We start from the raw sequence: 20,972 nt of genomic DNA, 5'->3' as shown, positions 1-20,972 counted from the left end.
GCGCGGTGGAGGTCCCCTGCCCGCCCGTCCGCCGTACCCCGGGCTCTGCCCGGACCCGCGCCTCACACGCCGGCGGGGCTGGACCGGTCGGAGTGGGCAGGGCTGGAGTCGGCGGGGCTGGAGTCGGCGGGGCTCGGTTTGGCGGAGCCCGGTGTGGCAGGGGCGGCCGGCTGTTTGCGGGTCATGTTGCGGACGTCCGGGACCAGGAGGACGGCGGCCGTCGCGAGGATCACCAGGGCCGCGCAGCCCCAGAGGGCCGAGGTGCGGCCGATCGCCGATTCGACCGGGCCGGCCACCGCCGTGGCCAGCGGGAGCATCGACAGCGAGCCGAACCAGTCGTAGGCGGAGACCCGGGAGAACATCTCCTCGGGGATCTCCTGGTGCATCGTCGTCATCCAGTTCACGGCGAACATCTCGATGCCCACGCCGCTCACGAGCATCGCCGCGCACAGGCCCCACACGGGCAGCGGCACGGCGAGTCCCGCTGCGGGCAGCGCCGACGGGAACATGCACAGGGTGGCGACCAGCAGCAGCCGGCGCGGCTTCCAGAACGTCATCAGGACGGCCCCGCCGATGGTGCCGATGCCGAAGAAGGCCAGGGCCACGCCCCAGGGAGCCGCCCCGCCCAGTTGCTCCACGGCGACGAGGGGACCGTAGACCGCTTCGGCGGCGCCGATGACGGCCACGACGACGGAGAACTGGAGCACGATGCTCCACAGCCAGGGACGGCTCCTGAACTCCACCCAGCCCTCGCGCAGATCGGCCAGCAGGCCGCCGCCGGGGGCGCGTTCGGCGATGTGGCCTACGTCGAGGAAGGCCCGCAGGGCTCCGGCGGCGGCGAACGCGGCCGCGTCCACGGCGAGGACCCAGCCGGGGCCCATGAAGGCGACCATCGCTCCGCCGAGGGCGGCTCCGCCGACGCCGGCGCCGCTCATCGCCATCCGGAAGAGGGCGAAGGCGCGGGTGGCCTGCGGGCCGGAGACGGTGGCCATGAGCATGCCCTCGGCGGCCGGGTTGAAGAAGGCCGTACCGGTGCCGCACAGGGCCGTGAGCAGCATCATCTGCCACAGCTGCGGATCGCCGGTCAGGACGAGCGCGGCGAAGGCGGCCTGCGAGAGGCAGTTGAGGGCGTTGGCCGCGACCATGACGTGGTGGCGGGGGACCCGGTCGGCGACGGCTCCGCCGATGAGGAGGAAGAGGACCAGCGGCAGCGTCCGGGCGGCGGCCACCAGGCCGACGTCACCGGCGGAGCCGCCCGCCTGGACGACCGCGAAGGCGGTCGCGATGAGCGCTCCGTGGCTCCCCAGGTTGGTGATGACCGCGGCACCCGTCAGCAGGGTGTAGTTGCGGCCGGCCCACTCGGGCCTGCGGCCGGAGGGCTCGCGGCCGGAAGGGCTGGGGGAGAGGGAGGGGGAGGGGAGAGAGCTCACCTCCGGACTATCCCCGTCCCGGGCCGGAAATCCAAACGGATTTCCGGCCCGGGGGCGGAGGCGGCGGACGTCAGCCCGCGTTGAGGCGGACGGTGCTCAGGATCTTCTCGTAGGTCTCCTTGCTCACTTCGCCCGGAACACCGGCGGCGCCGTAGAGGACCCAGGTGGAGAGGTCACCGTTGGTGGTGAGGAAGCTGAAGGCGATCGACTTGCCGTCCGTGGAGCACTTGTTCTCCTTGGGCAGGCCGCTGACGGTCGCGGTCGCCACGTGGCCCTTGAGCCCGGAGGAGGTCGTGTACTCCTTCGCCTCGGTCACCTTGGTGGTGCCCTTCGGCGCCTTCTGCGCGTACGCGGCGAAGGCCCAGTTGCCGGCCTCGTTGTACGCGGCCTCGGCCGTGCCCTTCGCACCCATGCCGCCCTTGGTCGCGGTGGCCGCCAGCTCGGTCGAGTCCTCCTTGCCGTCCTTGTCGGCGTCGACCTTGCACCAGTCCTCCTTGAGGAAGGCGGGCGCCCCCATCATGACGAGGGGCGTGCCGTCGTTCTTGGCGTGGTCCTCGAAGCCGATGGACAGGCCGGAGGACTTGACGTCCCAGTCCGGCGGGACGTCGAAGGCGGTGCCGTACTTCGGGTTGAGGACGACCTTCCAGCCGGGGATCACCGGCTTGACCTCGGTGCCGCCGCGCGGGTTCGCGCCCGGGCTCGCCGGGGCGCTCGCGGACGGCGAGGCCGGGGCGGAGGGGGAGGCGGAGCTGCTCGGCTTGTCGTCCGCCCGGTCGGAGGTGCCGTCGTCCCGGGTCAGGACGAACGCCCCGGTGCCGACGGCCGCCACGACGACGGCCGAGGCCGCCACGATGGCGACGGTCCTGGTCGAGAACGGGCTCCCGCCGCGCGGGGGCCGGGGCGGGGGAGTGCCGCCCCACTGGGGTACGGGAACGGTCGGGGGCTGCTGGCCCCACCCCTGCGGAGCGGGGGGCTGCTGCGGGTACCCGTAGCCGGGCTGCTGCTGCTCCCCGTACGCCGCCGTGGGCGGCTGCTGCTGGTACGGGTTCGGCGTTCCCGGCTGCTGCTGGTACGGGTTCTGATGCGCGTCCTGGGGGTTGGGTTCTCCCCCGGGCGGCTGCTGCTGTCCTGGCCACATGGCCGGTAACGATAGTGGGAGAGGCCTCGGGGAGCCACGGCCGCCCCCGGACGGGTATGGCCAAGGGTCTCTACTCGTGGGTAACATCGCGTCCCATGAGCGCTGAACAGATGAACGTGGGCGAACTCCTCGCCGCGACCGTGCCGATGGCCAAGACCCTGAACCTCCAGTTCCTGGAGACCACCCCCGAGCGTGCCGTCGTCCGGCTCCCGGACCAGCCGGACTTCCACAACCACCTCGGCGGCCCGCACGCCGGCGCCATGTTCACCCTCGCCGAGTCCGCGAGCGGCGCGATCGTCCTGGCCGCCTTCGGCGACCAGCTCTCGCGCGCCGTGCCCCTCGCGGTGAGCGCGGAGATCGGCTACAAGAAGCTCGCCAAGGGCGTCGTCACGGCCACCGCCACCCTCGGCCGCCCGGCCGCCGAGGTCGTCGCCGAACTCGACGCGGGCGGCCGCCCGGAGTTCCCGGTCACCATCGCCATCCAGCGCGAGGACGAGGCAGTGACGGGCGAGATGACCGTCGTATGGACCCTGCGCCCCAACGCCTGAGACCGCTGGTGCCGTGACCGGAAAGGTTCACCGGGTCGCGCCGCCGCAGGGCTGAACCTCGGCATCGCGGTGGCGCGCCTGAAGCGGGGTCGCGCGGCGATCGGCGCACAGTGGGCGGCGGGAGCGGTCCGGCGCGGGCCGCTCCCGCCACCTGACGCCGATGCCCACGCCGCAGGGAGCGCCCATGAGCGAGGCCGTGTCCAGACGCCGTGCGATGAGCCTCCTCGGGGCGATGGGCGCCGTCCTCGGCGCGGCGTCCTGCGTACCGGCGCCGCCGCCCGGCGCGCAGCCCCGTAAGGCCTCCGGCTCCGGTGCGCCCCCCGCCGCGGCTCCCGCGGCCGGCAGCACCGCCCGGGTCGACGCCCTCCTGGACCAGCTCACGCTGGAGGAGAAGACCGTCCTGCTGCACGGCGGACCGGACCCGGAACCGCTCGGCCAGGCCGGCTACGTGCCGGGCATCGCCCGCCTGGGCATCCCCGCACTGCGCCTCGCCGACGGTCCGGCTGGCGTGCGCGTCGCCCGGCCCGCCACCGCGCTGCCCGCGCCGGTCCTGCTCGCCTCCGCCTTCGACCCGGCGCTCGCCCGCGCGTACGGCCGGGTCATCGGCCGCGAGGGCCTCGCGCTCGGCATCGACGTGCTCCTCTCGCCGATGGCCAATCTGATCCGCACCCCGTACGCCGGACGGAACTTCGAGACCTTCTCGGAGGACCCGAAGCTGACGGCCGACCTGGTCGCCGAGGTCGTCCGCGGCATCCAGGACGAGGGGCTCATCGCCGCCGTCAAGCACTTCGCGCTCAACAACCAGGAGAAGGGCCGCGACACCGTCGACGTGATCGCCGCCGAACAGACCCTCCACGAGACGGAGCTACGGGGCTTCGAGGCCGCCGTGGCCGCGGGGGCCGGCGCCGTGATGGGCGCCTACAACAAGGTCAACGGGGTCTACGCCTGCGAGAACAAGCCGCTCCTCGACGGACTGCTCCGCGGGCGCTGGGGGTTCGACGGCTGGGTGATGTCGGACTGGAACGCCGCCCACAGCACCGTCGCCTCGATCGGCGCCGGCCTCGACATGGAGATGCCCGCGGGCACCCACTACGGCGCCCCGCTGCGGGAGGCGGTGCGCGGCGGCTCCGTCCACGAGGACACCGTGGACCTCGCCGTACGCCGGATCCTGACCACCATGGACCGCTTCGGACTGCTCGCCGGGCACCCCGCCGCGCGCCCCGCCCGGGACGCCGCCGCCGGGGCCCGCACCGCACGGCAGATCGCCACCGCCGGAGCGGTCCTGCTGCGCAACGAGCGGGCCACCCTGCCGCTGACCGGCCCCGCCGCCCGCTCCGTCGCCGTGATCGGCCCCACCGGGCGGACCCCCTTCACCGGCGGCGGCGGCAGCGCCCACGTGGCGGCGGACAAGGCCGCCGCCCCCCTCGACGAGATCCGCCGGCGGGCCGGCGCCGGCGCCACGGTCGGCTACGCGCTCGGCGAGGACCTCTACGGACGCCCACTGCCGGCGGCCCTGCTGGCTCCCGACGCCGGCCTCGACGACCGGGCGGTGGCCCCCGGGCGCACCTGGGGCTACGAGGGCACCTTCCGGCTCGCCGCCGACGACGAGTGGACCCTGCTCGTCCACTACACCGGGAAACGGCCGGCCGTACGGCTCGACGGGGAGGAACTCTTCCCCGTACGGCAGGGCGTGGCCGAGCAGTTCGCCGGCGGACTGCTCGGCGCCGCCCCCGACGGCCGCACCGTGCGCCGCCGCAGCCTCGCGCTCAAGGCCGGCGAACACCGCCTCTCCGTCTTCGCCGAGGGCGGGCCCAAGGGCCAGCGGCTGCGGCTGCGGCACACCACGAGGGCGACCCGGGCCGCCGACCTCGCCGAGGCCGTCACCGCGGCCAAGGCGGCCCGCAGCGTGGTGCTGTTCGCCTACGAGGACGCCACCGAGGGCAGCGACCGCACCTCCCTGGGCCTCCCCGGCGGCCAGGCCGCGCTGATCGAGGCGGTCGCCGCCGCCAACCCGCGCACCACGGTGGTGCTCAACACCTCCTCCGGTACGACCATGCCGTGGCTCCCGCGCACCGCGGCGGTCCTCCAGATGTACTACCCGGGCCAGGAGGGCGCGGCCGCCACCGCCGACGTGCTCTTCGGAGACGCTGACCCCGGCGGCCGCCTCACCCAGACCTTCCCGGCCGACGAGCGGGCGACCCCGGTCGGCGCGGACCCGGTGCGCTATCCCGGGGTGGGCGGGCGGCAGGAGTACACCGAGGGGGTGCACGTGGGGCACCGCTGGTACGACCAGCAGCGGGTGGCTCCGCTGTTCCCCTTCGGGCACGGGCTCTCGTACACGACCTGGGCCTACGAGAAGCTGGCCGTCCGGCGCGGCGGCGCGCACGGGAAGCACGGCGGCCTGCGCGTGGAGTTCACCGTCCGCAACACTGGACGCCGCACGGGCACCGAGGTGGCCCAGGTCTACGTCGGCCCGTCCCCGGACCTGAAACTCGACCAGCCGGTCCGGGCACTGGCCGGCTACCGGCGGCTCGTCCTCAAACCCGGCGAGGCGCGGCGGATCGTCCTGGACATCGACGCGCGCACCCTGTCCTCCTGGGATCCCGAGCGGGACGCCTGGGTGGTGGGGACCGGCCGCCGCGAAGTGTTCGCGGGGCGTTCCTCGCGCGAACTGCCGCTGCGGGCAAAGGCTGTGGTGGCGACCGGATAGGCTGCCCGTTCGGTCCGCCACAGGGGGCGGGCGGGCGGCGAACTCGGGAGGACGTACCGGTGCACATCCAGGAATGGCTGGAGACGATTCCGGCGGTCAGCATCTACCTCCTGGTGGGGCTCGTCATCGGACTGGAAAGCCTCGGCATCCCGCTGCCGGGGGAGATCGTCCTGGTCAGCGCGGCCCTGCTGGCCTCCCAGCAGGGGCACATCGACCCCGTGGTACTGGGCATCTGCGCGACCGCCGGGGCGATCGTGGGCGACTCGATCGGTTACGCGATCGGGCGCAAGGGCGGGAAGCCGCTGCTGGAGCGGCTGGGCCGGCGCTTCCCCAAGCACTTCGGGCCGGACCAGGTGGCCCTCGCGGAGCGCTCCTTCGAGAAGTGGGGCATGTGGGCCGTCTTCTTCGGGCGGTTCGTGGCCCTGCTGCGGATCTTCGCGGGGCCGCTGGCGGGCGTCCTGCACATGCCCTACTGGCGGTTCCTCATCGCGAACGTCCTCGGCGGGATCCTGTGGGCGGGCGGCACCACGGCCGTCATCTACTCGATCGGGATCGTCGCCGAGCCGTGGCTGAAGGGGTTCTCGTGGGTGGCCCTCGCCCTGGCCCTCGTCTTCGGGCTCGCCGTGACCATGGTGGTGCGCAGCCGGATGAAGAAGGCGGCCGCGGCGGCGCGTGCCGAGGCGGCCGCCGACGGGGCCGCGGTGCCGGGGCAGGCCGCGGCCGCCCCGACCGTGCTCACCGACTGAGGGTTCCGGCCCCGCCCGGACCTCGGGGCGGACGGGGAACCAGTGCCGGGGCGGCGCCCGTTACGCGTCCGCGGCGACCGAGGCGCCGTGCTGCTTGGCCAGTTCGGTGTACATGAGGGCGTTGACCTTGATGCCCTCGCGCTCCTCCTCGGTCAGCTCGCGCCGCACCTTCGCGGGGACGCCCGCGACCAGCGAACCGGGCGGGACGATCATGCCCTGCGGGACCAGCGCCTGGGCGGCCACCAGCGAGCCGGCGCCGATCACCGCGCCGTTGAGCACCGTCGCGCCCATCCCGATCAGGCAGTCGTCCTCGACCGTGCAGCCGTGCACGACGGCGTTGTGCCCGATGGAGACGCGCTCGCCGATGGAGACCGGGAAACCGGGGTCCACGTGCACGGTGCAGTTGTCCTGCACGTTGCTGTCGGCGCCGAGCGTGATCGGACCGCAGTCCGCGCGGAGCACCGCCGAGTACCAGATGCTCGCGCCCGCGCCGAGGCGCACGTCCCCGACCACGACGGAGGTGGGAGCGGTGAACGCCGTCGGGTCGATCTCGGGGTTCTTCCCGCCGACCCCCATCACGAGTGCCTGGGCCGCCTGCTGCGTCATGTGATCTCTTCCTCTTCCGGTACGTCGCGTCGCGCTACCGGAACCGTAGGCCACGCCGCCCGGGGCCCCGTGGATGGGGTGAAGATCACGGCGCGGCCCGGGCCCCCGGCGCGCTACGGTGACCCGGTGGCGAAGAACCAGAACACGTTCTCTTCTCTGACGGCGCTTCCTTCCCTGACGGCGCTGCGCCGCCGGCTGGCAGGGCGCGCGGTCCACGCGGGCTGGCGCTGGATGCAGCGGGCCGGCGCGGTCACCGCCCAGACCCCCGGCGGACTGCGCTTCGCCGCGATCGGGCACGGCACCCGGCTCGCCTTCCCGCAGGGCACGGTCTTCGGCGAACCCTGGATCCGGCTCGGCGACCACTGCATCATCGGCGAACGGGTCACGCTCACCGCCGGGATGATGCCGGACCTCGACCTCGGCGCGGAGCCGATGCTGGTCCTCGGCAACGGCGTGGTCATCGGCCGCGACAGCCACGTCATCGCCGACACCCGGATCACGATAGGCAACGACACCTTCTGCGGTCCCGGGGTCTACATCACCTCCACCAACCACAGCTACGACGACCCGCACGAGCCCGTGGGCAAGCAGTGGCCGCGCAGCGCCCCGGTGGAGATCGGCCCGGGCTGCTGGCTGGGCACCGGCGCGGTGATCCTGCCCGGGGCGCGGCTGGGCCGCAACGTCGTGGTGGCGGCGGGCGCCGTCGTACGGGGCGAGGTACCGGACCACGCCGTGGTGGCGGGGGCCCCGGCCCGCATCGTCCGCCGCTGGGACCCCGAAACGGGCTGGCAGCCGCCGCTGCGCACTCCTGCGCCGGTCCCGATCCCCGACGGGGTGACGCCGGAGCAGCTGCGCGCCCTGGCGGACATGGCGAACCCGGAGTGAAGACGGAGCCTGTCGGCCGGCCGACAGGCCGCAGACGCCGGCGGGTCAGGGACAGGTCTCTTCGAGCTTGACCGTGTTGAACACGATCTTCGTGCTGGTGTCGGTCCGCGTGCCGGCCGCAGGCGCCTGCGAGCAGACCTTCCAGTTCCGGTCGAGGACCTGCATGCGGCTCTGGCCGAGGGCGTCGGTGGAGCCGAGGAGCAAGAACCCGACGGCCTGCGCATTGTCCTGAGCGGTCTGCAGGATCTGACCGACGCCGTTGGGTACGGGGGCCGCCGGCGGCGTGGTCGCTGGCGCGGCGGGCTTGCTGCTCATGAGTGCCGGTGCCGATGCGGCCGCGCTGGAGGATGCGGTGCTCGGAGCGGCGGACGGCGAGGAGACGGGCTTGGCGTCGGGCTCGGGCTCGCTGGTGAGCGTCCCTGAGCAGCCCGTGAGGGCGAGAAGGCCCGCGAGGGCGAGTGTGAGGGCGGAGCAGTGTGTGCGCATCGCGCCACTCTGTCCGAGTCGTGGGTGTTGTGTGGTGCCTGTGGCCGGTCTGTGACGCACGGCAGCCCTGCGCGGTGATCGGCGCGATGCGAAAGGGGGTACCCCCTAGCCCGCCGCGAGCAGGACCGTGCCCGCCAGGGCGAGGCCCGCCCCCGCCGCCTGGACGGTGCGCAGGCGTTCCTTGAGGACGGCGAAGGCGGCCAGGGCGGTGATCACCGGGTAGAGGGAGGAGAGCACGGCGGCGGTGGTGACCGGGCCGTGCTGGGCGGCGAGGGAATAGGTGCCGTTGGCCGCGACGTCGGCGAGGCCGACGAAGGCGAGCGCCGGCAGCAGCCCCCACAGGAGCCGCCGGCCGCCGGTACCCGCCGGGAGGGCCGGCACACCGCGCCGGGTCCGCACCCACAGGGCCGTGCCGCCGACGGTGACGTTGGTGACCCGCTGGACGAACAGCGCGAGGAACAGGCCCGGCACGGTGGAGGATGCGGGGGCGATCAGGGCCATCACCGCGCCGAAGCCGAAGGCGGCGACGAGGGTCAGGACGACCGCCTGCCGCTGGACCGGAGCACCGCGCAGCTCGGGGCCGCCCGCGAGGACGATGCCCGCGACGGCCACCGCGATCCCGGCGAACTGGGCGGCGCCGGGCCGCTCGCCCATGAGCAGCCCCGCGGCCATCGGCACGATCACGCCGAGGGATCCGAGCGGGGAGACCACACCCATCGGGCCGAGGGCCAGCGCCTTGTAGAAGCTGAGCATCGCGACGGGACCGACCAGCCCCGCCCCCACCGCGAACCAGAGCTGCGGTCCGGCTTCCCGCCAGGCTCCCGTGCCCAGGACCACCGCGCCGAGTACGAGGACGGCGAGGACCTGGGAGGCCACGACCACGGTGAGGGCCGGTATCCGGCGGGTCAGCAGCCCGCCGCCGAAGTCGGCGAGGCCCCACAGGGCGGCGGTGGCCAAGGCGAACAGGGCGGTCATGGAGGGCCTCGCAGTACAGTGCGTTGAACGGTGGAGTGCACGATGCGGTACACCGGAAGTACAGCGCACGATAGTTCAGTCTATTGAACCCTGTCATCCAAAATATTGTACGGAGTGGACGGAACGGTGTCGGACCTCGAACAGCTCACCCAGGCACTCGGCCGCAACCTCAAGCGCTGGCGCGGGGAGCGCGGGTTCACCCTGGAGGCCCTCGCCGCCCGTGCGGGAGTGAGCCGCGGCATGATCATCCAGATCGAGCAGGCCCGTACGAACCCCAGTGTCGGCACGACGGTCAAACTGGCCGACGCGCTCGGCGTCAGCATCACCACCCTGCTCGACCACGACCGCGGTCCGCGGGTCCAGGTGGTACTGCCGGGGCAGGGGGTGCGGATGTGGTCCACCGAGGGCGGCAGCGGCGCGAGCATGCTGCTCGGCGACGACCGGCGCGGGCCGGTGGAGATGTGGACCTACCACCTGGAACCCGGCGAGGGGACCGACTCCGACCCGCACCCGCCGGGCACCTTCGAGATGCTGCACGTCACGGTGGGCGAACTGACGCTGGTGGTCGCGGGCGAGACGTACGCCGTACCGGCCGGCGGGGCCGTCTCCTTCGAGGCGGACGCCGCGCACGCGTATCGGAACGAAGGGACCGGCCCGATGGAGATGACGATGGCGGTCTCCATCCCGCCGGTGACCGCTCACGTGTGAGCGGTCAGGTACGACGCCAGCCCTACAGGGCGGGGATCTCGATCGCCGGGCAGCGGTCCATGACCATGTCCAGCCCGGCGGCGCGGGCTCGGGCGGCGGCGGCCTCGTCGATCACGTTCAGCTGGAACCAGACGGCCTCCGCCCCCTTGGCGACGGCCTCGTCGGCGACCGCACCCGCGAGGGCGCTGTTCACGAAGACGTCCACCACGTCCACCTTGAACGGGATCGCCTCCAGAGAGGGGTAGCCCTGCTCGCCGTGGACCGTCTCGGCCTTGGGGTGCACGGGGACCACGCGCTTGCCGTACCGCTGGAGGACCTCCGCCACGCGGTACGCGGCCCGGTCCCGGTTGTTGGACAGGCCCACCACGGCCCAGGTGTCGCCGAGCTCGGTGAGGACCTTGCGGATGGTTGCCGGATCGCCGTACACGCGTGCCGCCTCCTGCTGCTGGTGTTGTGCATGGCCGCTGGTCGCCGCCAGCTCGATCAACAGAAAAGACGCATGTCGGATTCCCCGTAGGGTGGACGGGTGAAGGCAGACCAGTACGTGACGGTGGCCCGCGAGGGCGTGCACGAGTCCGAGATCAACCGCTCCCGGTTCCTGTGCGCGCTCGCGCCCGCGGCGACCGAGCGGGAGGCGCAGGACTTCGTCGCCCGGATCCGCAAGGAGCACCCCACCGCCTCGCACAACTGCTACGCCTACGTCATCGGCGCCGACGCCTCCGTGCAGAAGGCCAGCGACGACGGCGAACCCGGCGGCACCGCCGGGGTCCCGATGCTGCAGATGCTCACGCGCCGGGACATCCGCTACGCCGTCGCCGTCGTCACCCGCTACTACGGCGGCGTGAAGCTCGGCGCAGGAGGGCTCATCCGCGCCTACGGCGGGGTCGTCGGCGAGGCCCTCGACACCGTCGGCACCGTCACCCGGCACCGGTACCGCCTGGTCACCGTCACCGTCGACCACCAGCGGGCCGGCAAGACCGAGAACGACCTGCGCTCCACCGGCCAGGCCGTGCTCGACGTCCGCTACGGCGCCGCCGTGGAGATCGAGGTGGCCCTCCCCGAGACGGACCTCCCCGCCTTCGAGGCCTGGCTCGCCGACAGCACCGCCGGAAGCGCCACCCTCACCCCGGGCGGGGAGACGTACGCACCCTGAGCGGCCGGGGACCCTGAGCGGCCGAGGAGGCCACGGGCCGAAGGTACGAAAGGGGACGGAGCGGCCCCGGGGAGGCGTTAGCGTAGAGGGGTTCAGGGTCCGGCCGGTGCGGTCCGGCCGGCGGGGTCATCCAGCAGGGGGAGACGGTATGCGCGGCGGTGCCGGCGAGTGAAGTTCCTGCATACCTCCGACTGGCATCTGGGGCGGAGCTTTCACCGGGTGAACCTGCTCGGTGCCCAGGCCGTTTTCATCGATCACCTCGTCGAGACGGTGCGGGAGCACGAGGTCGACGCCGTGCTCGTCGCCGGGGACGTGTACGACCGGGCCGTGCCGCCGCTGCCTGCCGTGGAGCTGTACGACCGGGCCCTGCACCGGCTGGCCGATCTCGGCGTGCCCACCGTGATGATCTCCGGGAACCACGACTCCGCCCGCCGTCTCGGGGTCGGGGCCGGGCTCATCGGGCTGGCCGGGATCCACCTCAGGACCGATCCCGCCGGGTGTGCCGACCCCGTGGTGCTGGGCGACGTACACGGTGACGTGGCGTTCTACGGGCTGCCGTACCTGGAGCCCGCGCTGGTCAAGGACGAGTTCGGCGCCGGGAAGGTGAGCCACGAGGCCGTGCTCGGGGCGGCCATGGACCGGATCCGGGCGGATCTGGCCGGGCGGGCGCCCGGGACCCGGTCCGTGGTGCTGGCGCATGCCTTCGTGACCGGCGGGCAGGCCAGCGACAGCGAGCGCGACATCACCGTCGGGGGCGTCGAGGCCGTGCCGGCCTCCGTTTTCGACGGGGTCGACTACGCCGCCCTCGGCCACCTGCACGGCTGCCAGACGATCAACGAACGGGTCCGCTACTCCGGTTCCCCGCTCGCCTACTCCTTCTCCGAAGCCGATCAGCGCAAGAGCATGTGGCTCGTGGAGCTGGGGGAGAGCGGGGAGATCCTGAGCGCCGAGCGGATCGACACCCCCGTGCCGCGCGGGCTCGCCCGGGTGCGGGGGCCGCTGGAAGAGCTGCTCTCCGAGGGGACGTACGCCCCGTACGAGGACTGCTGGGTGGAGGCCACCCTCACCGACGCCGTACGGCCCGAGGACCCCATGGCCCGGCTCGCCGCGCGGTTCCCCCATGTGCTGAGCCTCGCCTTCGACCCCGAGGGCCGGAGCGAGGACACCGGCGGGTCCTACGCCCAGCGGCTCAAGGGCCGCAGCGACCGGGAGATCGCCGAGGACTTCGTCGCCCACGTGCGCGGGGGCGGCGGTTTCTCCGACGAGGCCGAACGGGACGTGCTCCAGGGCGCCTTCGACGAGGTACGGGCCGAGGACAGCCGGCGGGAGACCCACCGATGAGGCTGCACCGGCTGCGCATCACCGCCTTCGGGCCCTTCGCCGAGCCCCAGGAGATCGACTTCGACGCCCTATCCGGCGCCGGGATCTTCCTGCTGCACGGTCCCACCGGCGCGGGCAAGACCTCCGTGCTGGACGCCGTCTGCTACGCCCTCTACGGGTCCGTCCCCGGCTCCCGGCAGGCGCCGGGCACCAGCCTGCGCAGCGACCACGCGGCCGCCGACACCCCGACCGAGATCACCCTCGAACTCACCGCGGGCGGACGGCGCCTGGAGATCACCCGGCGACCCGAACAGGACCGGCCGAAGAAGCGCGGCACCGGGACGACGAAGGACAAGGTGCAGAGCTGGCTCCGTGAGTTCGAGGGGGAGGGCTGGAGCGCGCTGAGCCGGTCCCACCAGGAGATCGGCGAGGAGATCGAGCAGCTGCTCGGCATGAGCCGCGAGCAGTTCTGCCAGGTCGTGCTGTTGCCGCAGGGCGAGTTCGCACGCTTCCTGCGCGCCGACGAGGTCGCGCGGGGGCGGCTGCTGGGCCGGCTCTTCGACACCCGCCGCTTCGCCGCCGTCGAGACCCTGCTGGGGGAGCGCCGCCGGGCCGCCGAGGCCAAGGTCCGCGCCGGTGACGAGCAGGTGCTGCACACCGCCCAGCGGCTCGCCCAGGCCGCCGGGGACGCCGCCGATCTGCGGGCCTGGCCGCTGCCCCGGCACCAGCCGGGCGACCCCGGGCTGGCCGAGGCCGTCCGCGCCTGGGCAGCCGTCGCGCGCTGCTCCGCCCGGGAGCGGCTCGGCGTCGCCGAGTACGCCCTGGCCGCCGTCGAGGGGCGCTACCACGCCGCCCGGCGGGCCGCCGAAGAGGCGCGGGAGCTCGACCGGTTGCAGCGCCGGCACGCGGAGACCACCCGACGGGCGGCCCTGCTCGCCGAGGCCGGTCCGGAACGGGAGCGGGTGCACGCCCTGCTCGACCGGGCCCGGCGCGGAGCCCTGGTGGCCCCCGCCCTGGAGCTGCGCGGAGCCGCCGCCGGGGCCCACATGGCCGCCGCGCACGCGGAGTCGGTGGCCCGGGCGGAGCTGCCGCCGCAGCTCGCCGAAGCCGGCACCGAGCAGCTGGCCGCGGTCGAGCAGCGGCTGCGCGAGGATCTCGGAGCCCTCGGAGCCGCCCGCCGCGCCGAGCAGCGCAGCGCCGAGATCGGCCGCGAACGGGCCGACCTGGAACGGGAGTCCCGGGCCGCCGAGGAGCAGCAGCACGAGACCGCCGAGTGGCTCGGCCGCTGGGACGCCACCCGGACCGAGCTGGCCGGGCGCGCGGACGCCGCCCAGCAGGCCGCGACCCTGGCCGAGCAGCTCGCCGGCAAGCTGGAACCCGCCCGGCTGCACCTGCACGCCGCCCGCCGGCGCGACGCCCTCGACACCGACGCGGAGCAGGCCTCGGGCGAACTGCTCACCGCCCGCGAGGAGTCGGCGGTCGCCCGGGAGCGCTGGCTGGAGCTCAAGGAGACCCGGCTGCGCGGGATCGCCGCGGAGCTCGCCGCCGCCCTGGTGGAAGGCGAGCCCTGCACCGTGTGCGGGGCCGCGGAGCACCCCGCCCCGGCCCGGCCCGCCCCCGGTCACGTCGACCGGGCCGCGGAGGAGGCGGCGCACGCCCGCTTCGAGGGGGCCGAGGAGCGCAGGGCCGGCGTCGAGCGCAGGCTGGCCGCCGTCCGGGAGGCCCGCGCCGAGGCCGCGGCCGCCGCGGGAGAGGCCACCACCGCCGAACTTCTGGAACTCACCTCCGAGCTGAGTTCCCGGCACGCCGAGGCGCACGCCGCGGCCGCCGGACTGCATACCGCCCGCGAGCGGCTGGCCCGCGCCGAGCGGGAGCACGCCGTGCGCAGCGCCGAGCGGAGCGAAGCCGAGGCCCGGGCCGCGGCGCGGGCCTCGCGCCGCGAGGCGCTCGACCGGGAACAGGCCTCGCTGGAAGCGGAGCTGGCCCTCGTACGGGCCGACGCCCCCAGCGTCGCGGCCCGCGCCGGAGTCCTGGAGGACCGGGTCCGCATGGTCACGGCGGCGGCCGCCTCGCTGCGTCGGGCCGAGACCACCGCCGCCCGGCTGAAGGAGGCCGACGACCAGCTCGCCGACGCCGCCTTCAAGGCGGGCTTCGACACCACCGACGAGGCGGCCCGGGCCGTGCTCCCCGAGTACGAACGCAGCGCGCTCCAACGCCGCACCGACGCCTGGCAGGCGGAGGAGGCCATGCTGGCCGACCGCCTCGGCGAGGCCGACACCGCCGCGGCGGCGGCCCTGCCCCCGGCCGCGCCGGAGGCGGCCGAGGCGTACGCGGCGCTGGCCGCGGCGAAGCTCCGTACGGCCGGGTCCGCCGTGGACGCGGCCCGGGTCCGGTGCAAGGACCTCGACGGGCTCTCCCTCCAGGCGGAGCGCGAGCTGCGCTCCCTGGGACCGCTGCGCGAGGCCTACGAACGGGTGGCCCGGCTGGCCGGACTCACCGCGGGCACCTCCGCGGACAACGAGCGCAAGATGCGGCTGGAGGCCTACGTGCTCGCGGCCCGGCTGGAGCAGGTCGCCGCCGCGGCGACGGTACGGCTGCTGCGCATGTCGGGCGGCCGCTACACCCTGCTGCACTCCGACGCCAAGGCGAGCGGACGCGGGCGTTCCGGGCTCGGGCTGCACGTGGTCGACGCCTGGACCGGCAGCGAGCGGGACACCGCCACGCTCTCCGGCGGCGAGACCTTCTTCGCCTCGCTCGCCCTCGCGCTGGGCCTGGCCGACGTGGTCACCGACGAGGCGGGCGGCATGCGGCTCGACACCCTCTTCATCGACGAGGGCTTCGGCAGCCTCGACGACCAGGCGCTGGACGAGGTGCTCGACGTACTGGACTCCCTGCGCGAACGCGACCGCAGCGTCGGCATCGTCAGCCACGTCGCCGACCTGCGGACCCGGGTGCAGGCCCAGCTGGAGATCGTCAAGCAGCGCGGAGGCTCGGTGGTGCGGCACCGCACGGCGGGCGGAACGGGCTGAAGCGCACGGCCCCCACGGCCTCCGGCGACAGGTCCTGTGTACGCACGGACGGGCCGGCTCCTTCGCGGAGCCGGCCCGTCCGTGCGTGGTGCGGATCGCGGAGGTCAGAGCTTCGACAGCTCGTCCACCAGATCGTCCAGGCCCAGCGACCCCTGGGACAGGGCCGCCATGTGCCAGGCCTTCAGGTCGAAGGAATCACCGTGCGCGGCACGCGCGTTGTCACGGCCCAGCAGCCAGGCGCGCTCGCCCAGCTTGTAGCCGATCGCCTGGCCCGGCATCGACAGGTAGCGGGTCAGCTCGCTCTCGACGAAGTCGCCCGGCCGGCCGCTGTGCAGGCCGAAGAACTCCTGCGCCAGGTCCACCGTCCAGCGCTCGCCGGGGTGGAACGGAGAATCCGCCGGGATCTCCAGGCCCAGGTGCATGCCGATGTCCACGATGACCCGTGCGGCGCGCATCATCTGGCAGTCCAGGTAACCGAGGCGCTGCTCGGCGTCCTTGAGGTAGCCCAGCTCGTCCATCAGCCGCTCCGCGTACAGCGCCCAGCCCTCGGCGTTGGCGCTGACGAGGCCGACACTGGCCTGGTAGCGGGAGAGCTGGTCCGCCACGTGCGTCCACTGCGCCAGCTGGAGGTGGTGGCCCGGAACGCCCTCGTGGTACCAGGTGGAGACCAGGTCGTAGACGGGGAAGCGGGTCTGGCCCATCGTCGGCAGCCAGGTGCGGCCGGGGCGGGAGAAGTCCTCGGACGGGTTCGTGTAGTACGGGGCCGCCGCGCCGCCGGGCGGGGCGATGCGCGACTCCACCCGCTTGACCCGCTCGGCGAGTTCGAAGTGGGTGCCGTCGAGGTTCTCGATGGCCTCGTCCATCAGGCCCTGCAGCCAGGCCTGGACCTCGTCCACGCCGTCGATGTGGGTGCCGTGCTCGTCCAGGTGCTTGAGCACCTCCCACGGGCCCGCGTCCGGCAGGATCTTGGCGGCTTCCGTCTTCATCTCGGCCAGCAGGCGGTGGTACTCCGACCAGCCGTAGGCGTACGCCTCGTCCAGGTCCAGGTCGGTGCCGTTGAAGTAGCGCGACCAGCGGGCGTAGCGCTCGCGGCCCACCGGGTCGGGCTTGCCCTGGACCGCGGGGGCGTACACGTCGCGCATCCAGTCGCGCAGTTCCACGACGGCGGCCGTGGCGGAGGCGGCGGCCTCGTCGAGCTCGGCGCGCAGGGCCTGGGGGCCGGTGGCGGCGAACTCGGTGAAGTAGCCGCCCTTGCTCTCGGTGCCTGCGCCCTCGGTGCCCGCGTCCTCGCCGGCCCAGGAGGTGAGCTGCTCGATGAAGGTGGCGGTGGGGCGCGGGCTCCCGAACAGGCCGCGTTCCAGGCCGAGTGCGAGGCACTCGCGGTAGCCCGCGTACGCGGCCGGTACGGCGCGCAGCCGCTCGGCGATCGCGGCCCAGTCCTCGTCGGTGTCGGCCGGGGTCAGGGAGAAGATCTCGCGGACCGAGTGCGCCGGGGAGTGGATGTTGCTGACCGCGCGCAGGTCCTCGTCGGCCTCGTGGACGGCGAGTTCGGCGGTGAGCCGCTCGCGCAGCAGGCGGCCGCAGCGGCGCTCGGCGTCGCTGTCGGCGCCCGGCAGCCGTTCGGCGGCGTCGAGTCGCGCGAGCGTGGTGCGGATGAGTTCGGCGGCCGCCGCGCGGCCCGCGGGGGAGAGGTCCGGGAGCTTGCCGGAGCTCGCGGCGACACCGAGATAGGTGCCCGTGATCGGGTCGATGGCGATGAGGTCGTCGACGTAGGCATCGGCGACCTGTCGGGGCAGCAGTGCGGAGCCGTCACTGGTGATGGTGTCTGACATGTGGACATCTTCGTATGCGGGACGGGTCCGCGTCATCACCAAAGATCGTCCGCCTGCTGACGCGAAGACGGTCGGCCCGCCGGCGCGACGACGGTCAGCCCGTCGACGCGAAGACGGTCAGCCCGCTGCCGTAGGGGGCAGCAGCGGTCCGCAGTCCCACTCCTGGAAGATCAGCCGGGTCTCCACCCGGGCCACCTCGCGGCGCGAGGTGAACTCGTCGAGGACCAGCCGCTGGAGCTCGCCGGGATCGGAAACGGCCACGTGGACGAGGTAGTCGTCGGGGCCCGTCAGATGGAAGACGGCCCGCGAGGCCGGCAGCGAGCGCACGCGCTCGACGAAGGGGCCGATCAGCTCGCGGCGGTGCGGGCGCACCTGCACGAGGAGCAGCGCCTCCAGTCCGCGGCCGAGCTTGGCCGGATCCAGGCGGAGCCGGTTCCCTAGGATGATTCCGGAGCGGCGCATCCTGGCGACCCGGTCCAGACAGGTCGACGCGGCGATGCCGATCTCGGCGGCGAGATCGCGGTACGTGGTCCGGGCGTCGTTCTGCAGGAGGCGCAGAATCTGCAGATCGACCGGGTCCAGAGCGACGGATTCGGACATTGGCCGAACGTAGCACGGAGATTTCCCACCGGAGCCGTCGTGCTCTGCACAGTACGGCCCATGGAGACGAACGCCCCGACCGTACGACGGTCACTGGCCACAGAAGCGGTTCATGCCGGACGCGAGGACCTCGCCGGGCTCGGACTGCACGCGCCTCCGCTCGATCTGTCGACGACCTACCCGTCGTACGACAGCCGGGCGGAGGCCGCCCGCATCGACGCGTTCGCGACGACGGGAGCCCGGCCCGAGGGCCCGCCGGTCTACTCCCGGCTGGACAATCCCACCACCGCCCGGTTCGAGACGGCCCTGGCCCGGCTCGAAGGCACCGAGAGCGCCGTCGCCTTCGCGAGCGGGATGGCCGCGTTGTCGGCGTGCCTGCTGGTGCGGGGGATGAAGGAGCTGCGTCACGTGGTCGCCGTACGGCCGTTGTACGGGTGCAGCGACCACCTGCTGAGCAGCGGCCTGCTGGGAACCCGGGTGACCTGGGTGGACCCGTCGGGCATCGCGGATGCCATCGAGGCGGACACCGGCCTCGTCATGATCGAGTCGCCCGCCAATCCGACGCTCGCGGAGATCGACCTGCGCGCCGCCGCCGAGGCCTGCGGGGAGGTTCCGCTGCTGGTCGACAACACCTTCGCGACGCCCGTCCTGCAGCGGCCGGCCGAGAGCGGGGCCCGGCTGGTGCTGCACAGCGCCACCAAGTACCTCGGCGGCCACGGGGACGTGCTCGGCGGGATCGTCGCCTGCGACGAGGCGTTCGCCCGGCAGCTCCGCCAGGTCCGGTTCGCCACCGGGGGGGTGCTGCACCCGCTGGCCGCCTACCTGCTGCTACGAGGGCTCTCGACGCTCCCCGTACGGGTCCGGGCGGCCTCCGCGAGCGCCGCGGAGCTCGCCGTCCGGCTCGCGGCCGACCCGCGGGTGCTGCGCGTGCACTACCCGGAGATCGGCGGAGCCATGGTGGCCTTCGAGACGGCCGGCGACCCCCACGAGGTGATCGCCTCCGTACGGCTGATCACCCCGGCGGTCAGCCTGGGCAGTGTCGACACCCTGATCCAGCACCCGGCCTCCATCAGCCACCGCATCGTGGCCGAGGGGGACAGGCACGCTTCGGGCGTGAGCGACCGGCTGCTGCGCATGTCGGTGGGGCTGGAGGACGTGGACGACCTGTGGGCCGATCTGGACCAGGCGCTGGACCGCGCGACGGACCGGGGCACGGACCGGGGCACGGACCGGGGCACGGCTCCGGAGGCGGCGCTGGCTCCGGAGGGGGCCGTCGGGGTCGGTGTCGGGGCCGAGGTCGCGGTCGCGGTCGGCGTCCGGGTCTAGCTCACTGGGGGCCGCGGGGCAGGCCGCGGGATTCGCCCGGGAGCTCGTACGGCAGCCGGGAGCTGACCGGGGTCGCGTCCAGCCGGGCCGTGATCACCAGGGTGCCCTCCTCGATCTGGTAGTCGAGGGGGAGGCCGAGCCCGCGCATGGCGGCGACCATGCCGGTGTTCGATGCCTGGGTGACGGCGTACACGCTGTCGCAGCCGGCCTCGACGGCCATGGCGATCAGCCGGCCCAGCAGCTCCGAGCCGATGCCGCGGCGCTGCCAGTCGTCCTCGATGAGCAGCGCCACCTCGGTCTCGTCACCGTCCCAGAGCAGGTGGCCGAGGGCGACGAGCTTGCCGGAGGCGGTGGTCGCGGCCAGGGTGCGGCCGAAGCGCGGGCTCAGCAGGTGGCCGAGGTAGCGGTCGGCGTCGGCGACGGGGCCGTGGTAGCGCAGGCCGAGGGTGCGCTCCGAGCAGCGGTCGTGCATGGCGCGGGCCGCGGGCAGGTCGGAGCCGTCGGCGCGGCGCACGGTGATCTCGTTGCCCTCGGGGAGGGTCAGTACGTCCCGGCTGCGCGGGACCCGCGGGCCGAGCCGGGCGTCCAGCTCGACGAGCGCGCGGGCCCGGGCGAACTCGGTCGGGGTGAAGGGCAGGTAGGGCCGCTCGATGGTGATGGCCCCTCCGGACGGGTCGCGCAGCCGCATGACCGTGGCCTCCAGGACGCCTTCGACGGGCGCGTCGGCGCCGGCGTTGGGGCGTCCGGAGAGGGTGGTCGCCGGGATCGAGTGGATGGTGCAGCGGCCGAGCAGCTGGCGCAGGGCGAGCGGCAGCTCGGCGGCGTCCAGCGCGGTGCGGGTGGCCAGCCCCAGGACGCGGGTCGGGGTGTCGACCAGGTCGTGGGCGTCGGCGCGCTCGATCCAGGTGCTGTGGCCGCCGGCGCCGGAGATGGCACGGGTGAGATCGGCGGAGGGGAGCTGCTGCGGGGCGCGCAGCAGGAACTCGTCCACCGTGCCGCCCTCGGGGAGGGGGTGCGTCTGCAGGGTCAGGATGTCGACCCCGCTGCGGGCGAGGGCGGTGCAGAGCGCGGCGAGGCTGCCGGGCTCGTCGCGCACGGTCGTCCGCATCCGCCACAGGGCGGAGGTCAGCGCGGCGGTGTCCCTGTCGGCCGCGGCGGTGGCGGGGGCCGCGGGGGCCGCCTCCGCGAACGCGAGCGCCCCGGTTCCCGTCGCCGGGTCCGGCAGCGCGGTGTCTGTGGGAGGCGGCGCATGGCTGTGGCGGCGGGCCCACCAGGTGTGGAACGCCGCCGTGACCAGGAGCGCGACCGCCGAGGCGACGAGCATCACCGGGCCGCGCGGGCCGTGCACGACGAGATTGGCGATGCCGTCGGCGACCGCGACGGCGCAGAAGAGGGCCGCGAGTTCGACGACGTCGCGGCGCCAGTGGTGGCGGTGGGGACGCTGCGAATGCTGGGAGGAGGCAGGAATACGCTCAGTCAT

General features: G+C 74.0%; 18 protein-coding genes. 9 read left to right on the top strand and 9 right to left on the bottom strand.

From position 1 onward, the window contains the following. Nucleotides 1-62: 62 nt before the first annotated feature. Together ACIA8F_RS26940 and ACIA8F_RS26935 are read right to left on the bottom strand one after the other, a co-directional pair. A complete protein-coding gene (locus ACIA8F_RS26940) occupies nt 63-1,430 on the bottom strand; it encodes an MFS transporter (RefSeq protein ID WP_399382504.1) in 1,368 nt (455 codons plus the stop codon). A 70-nt stretch (nt 1,431-1,500) separates the two neighbouring features. After that, nucleotides 1,501-2,568 (bottom strand): hypothetical protein, encoded by a 1,068-nt coding sequence (locus ACIA8F_RS26935; RefSeq protein ID WP_399382502.1) that lies wholly within the window; start codon nt 2,566-2,568, stop codon nt 1,501-1,503. Nucleotides 2,569-2,663: 95 nt separating this feature from the next. Between ACIA8F_RS26935 and ACIA8F_RS26930 the strand changes: the two genes are divergently transcribed. From ACIA8F_RS26930 to ACIA8F_RS26920, 3 genes are all read left to right on the top strand, one after another. After that, complete coding sequence (locus ACIA8F_RS26930) at nt 2,664-3,116, top strand: DUF4442 domain-containing protein (protein WP_254386872.1); 453 nt, start codon at nt 2,664-2,666, stop codon at nt 3,114-3,116. A gap of 184 nt (nt 3,117-3,300) precedes the next feature. Further along, on the top strand, nt 3,301-5,826 hold the full coding sequence (locus ACIA8F_RS26925) for a beta-glucosidase (RefSeq protein WP_399382500.1): 2,526 nt from the start codon (nt 3,301-3,303) through the stop codon (nt 5,824-5,826). Nucleotides 5,827-5,885: 59 nt separating this feature from the next. After that, nucleotides 5,886-6,572, top strand: coding sequence for a DedA family protein (locus ACIA8F_RS26920; protein ID WP_399382499.1), 687 nt, complete (start codon nt 5,886-5,888; stop codon nt 6,570-6,572). A 60-nt stretch (nt 6,573-6,632) separates the two neighbouring features. On the opposite strand, the gene ACIA8F_RS26915 is transcribed toward ACIA8F_RS26920, so the two are convergent. Beyond that, on the bottom strand, nt 6,633-7,178 hold the full coding sequence (locus ACIA8F_RS26915) for a gamma carbonic anhydrase family protein (protein WP_399382497.1): 546 nt from the start codon (nt 7,176-7,178) through the stop codon (nt 6,633-6,635). A 126-nt stretch (nt 7,179-7,304) separates the two neighbouring features. Here ACIA8F_RS26915 and ACIA8F_RS26910 point away from each other — a divergent pair, with 126 nt between their 5' ends. Beyond that, nucleotides 7,305-8,063 (top strand): acyltransferase, encoded by a 759-nt coding sequence (locus ACIA8F_RS26910; protein ID WP_399382495.1) that lies wholly within the window; start codon nt 7,305-7,307, stop codon nt 8,061-8,063. A gap of 45 nt (nt 8,064-8,108) precedes the next feature. Here ACIA8F_RS26910 and ACIA8F_RS26905 read toward each other — a convergent pair whose 3' ends face one another. Continuing rightward, nucleotides 8,109-8,549 (bottom strand): hypothetical protein, encoded by a 441-nt coding sequence (locus tag ACIA8F_RS26905; protein ID WP_399382493.1) that lies wholly within the window; start codon nt 8,547-8,549, stop codon nt 8,109-8,111. Between the two features lie 105 nt (nt 8,550-8,654). Further along, complete coding sequence (locus tag ACIA8F_RS26900; RefSeq protein ID WP_399382491.1) at nt 8,655-9,524, bottom strand: EamA family transporter; 870 nt, start codon at nt 9,522-9,524, stop codon at nt 8,655-8,657. A 126-nt stretch (nt 9,525-9,650) separates the two neighbouring features. On the opposite strand from ACIA8F_RS26900, the gene ACIA8F_RS26895 reads away from it, so the two are divergent. Then, nucleotides 9,651-10,232, top strand: a complete 582-nt coding sequence (locus ACIA8F_RS26895) for a helix-turn-helix domain-containing protein (protein WP_399382589.1) — start codon at nt 9,651-9,653, stop codon at nt 10,230-10,232. Between the two features lie 22 nt (nt 10,233-10,254). Here ACIA8F_RS26895 and ACIA8F_RS26890 read toward each other — a convergent pair whose 3' ends face one another. Further along, the gene (locus tag ACIA8F_RS26890; protein WP_399382587.1) at nt 10,255-10,659 is read right to left on the bottom strand and encodes a CoA-binding protein; all 405 of its coding nucleotides are present in this window, start codon (nt 10,657-10,659) and stop codon (nt 10,255-10,257) included. A gap of 99 nt (nt 10,660-10,758) precedes the next feature. On the opposite strand from ACIA8F_RS26890, the gene ACIA8F_RS26885 reads away from it, so the two are divergent. The 3 genes from ACIA8F_RS26885 (at nt 10,759) to ACIA8F_RS26875 (ending at nt 15,734) form a co-directional block, all read left to right on the top strand. Continuing rightward, nucleotides 10,759-11,385, top strand: coding sequence for a YigZ family protein (locus ACIA8F_RS26885; RefSeq protein WP_399382489.1), 627 nt, complete (start codon nt 10,759-10,761; stop codon nt 11,383-11,385). A gap of 168 nt (nt 11,386-11,553) precedes the next feature. After that, nucleotides 11,554-12,726 carry an exonuclease SbcCD subunit D gene (locus ACIA8F_RS26880; RefSeq protein ID WP_399382487.1) on the top strand — a complete coding sequence of 391 codons (1,173 nt, stop codon included), beginning with the start codon at nt 11,554-11,556 and terminating at the stop codon, nt 12,724-12,726. Further along, nucleotides 12,723-15,734, top strand: coding sequence for an AAA family ATPase (locus tag ACIA8F_RS26875; RefSeq protein ID WP_399382485.1), 3,012 nt, complete (start codon nt 12,723-12,725; stop codon nt 15,732-15,734). Before ACIA8F_RS26880 ends, ACIA8F_RS26875 begins: the two co-directional genes overlap by 4 nt. Before the next feature lie 104 nt (nt 15,735-15,838). Here the strand turns inward: ACIA8F_RS26875 and ACIA8F_RS26870 are convergent, their stop codons facing one another. Together ACIA8F_RS26870 and ACIA8F_RS26865 are read right to left on the bottom strand one after the other, a co-directional pair. Then, on the bottom strand, nt 15,839-17,566 hold the full coding sequence (locus tag ACIA8F_RS26870; protein WP_399382483.1) for a DUF885 domain-containing protein: 1,728 nt from the start codon (nt 17,564-17,566) through the stop codon (nt 15,839-15,841). 117 nt (nt 17,567-17,683) lie between these two features. Further along, complete coding sequence (locus ACIA8F_RS26865; RefSeq protein WP_383942157.1) at nt 17,684-18,166, bottom strand: Lrp/AsnC family transcriptional regulator; 483 nt, start codon at nt 18,164-18,166, stop codon at nt 17,684-17,686. Nucleotides 18,167-18,226: 60 nt separating this feature from the next. Between ACIA8F_RS26865 and ACIA8F_RS26860 the strand changes: the two genes are divergently transcribed. Beyond that, nucleotides 18,227-19,492 carry a trans-sulfuration enzyme family protein gene (locus tag ACIA8F_RS26860; protein ID WP_399382481.1) on the top strand — a complete coding sequence of 422 codons (1,266 nt, stop codon included), beginning with the start codon at nt 18,227-18,229 and terminating at the stop codon, nt 19,490-19,492. Nucleotide 19,493: 1 nt separating this feature from the next. Here the strand turns inward: ACIA8F_RS26860 and ACIA8F_RS26855 are convergent, their stop codons facing one another. Further along, nucleotides 19,494-20,972, bottom strand: coding sequence for a GNAT family N-acetyltransferase (locus ACIA8F_RS26855; protein WP_399382479.1), 1,479 nt, complete (start codon nt 20,970-20,972; stop codon nt 19,494-19,496).

Source organism: Streptomyces sp. NPDC051563 (genome assembly GCF_044454225.1).
GTDB lineage: Bacteria > Actinomycetota > Actinomycetes > Streptomycetales > Streptomycetaceae > Streptomyces.
This window is presented reverse-complemented; position numbering and strand designations above follow the sequence as displayed.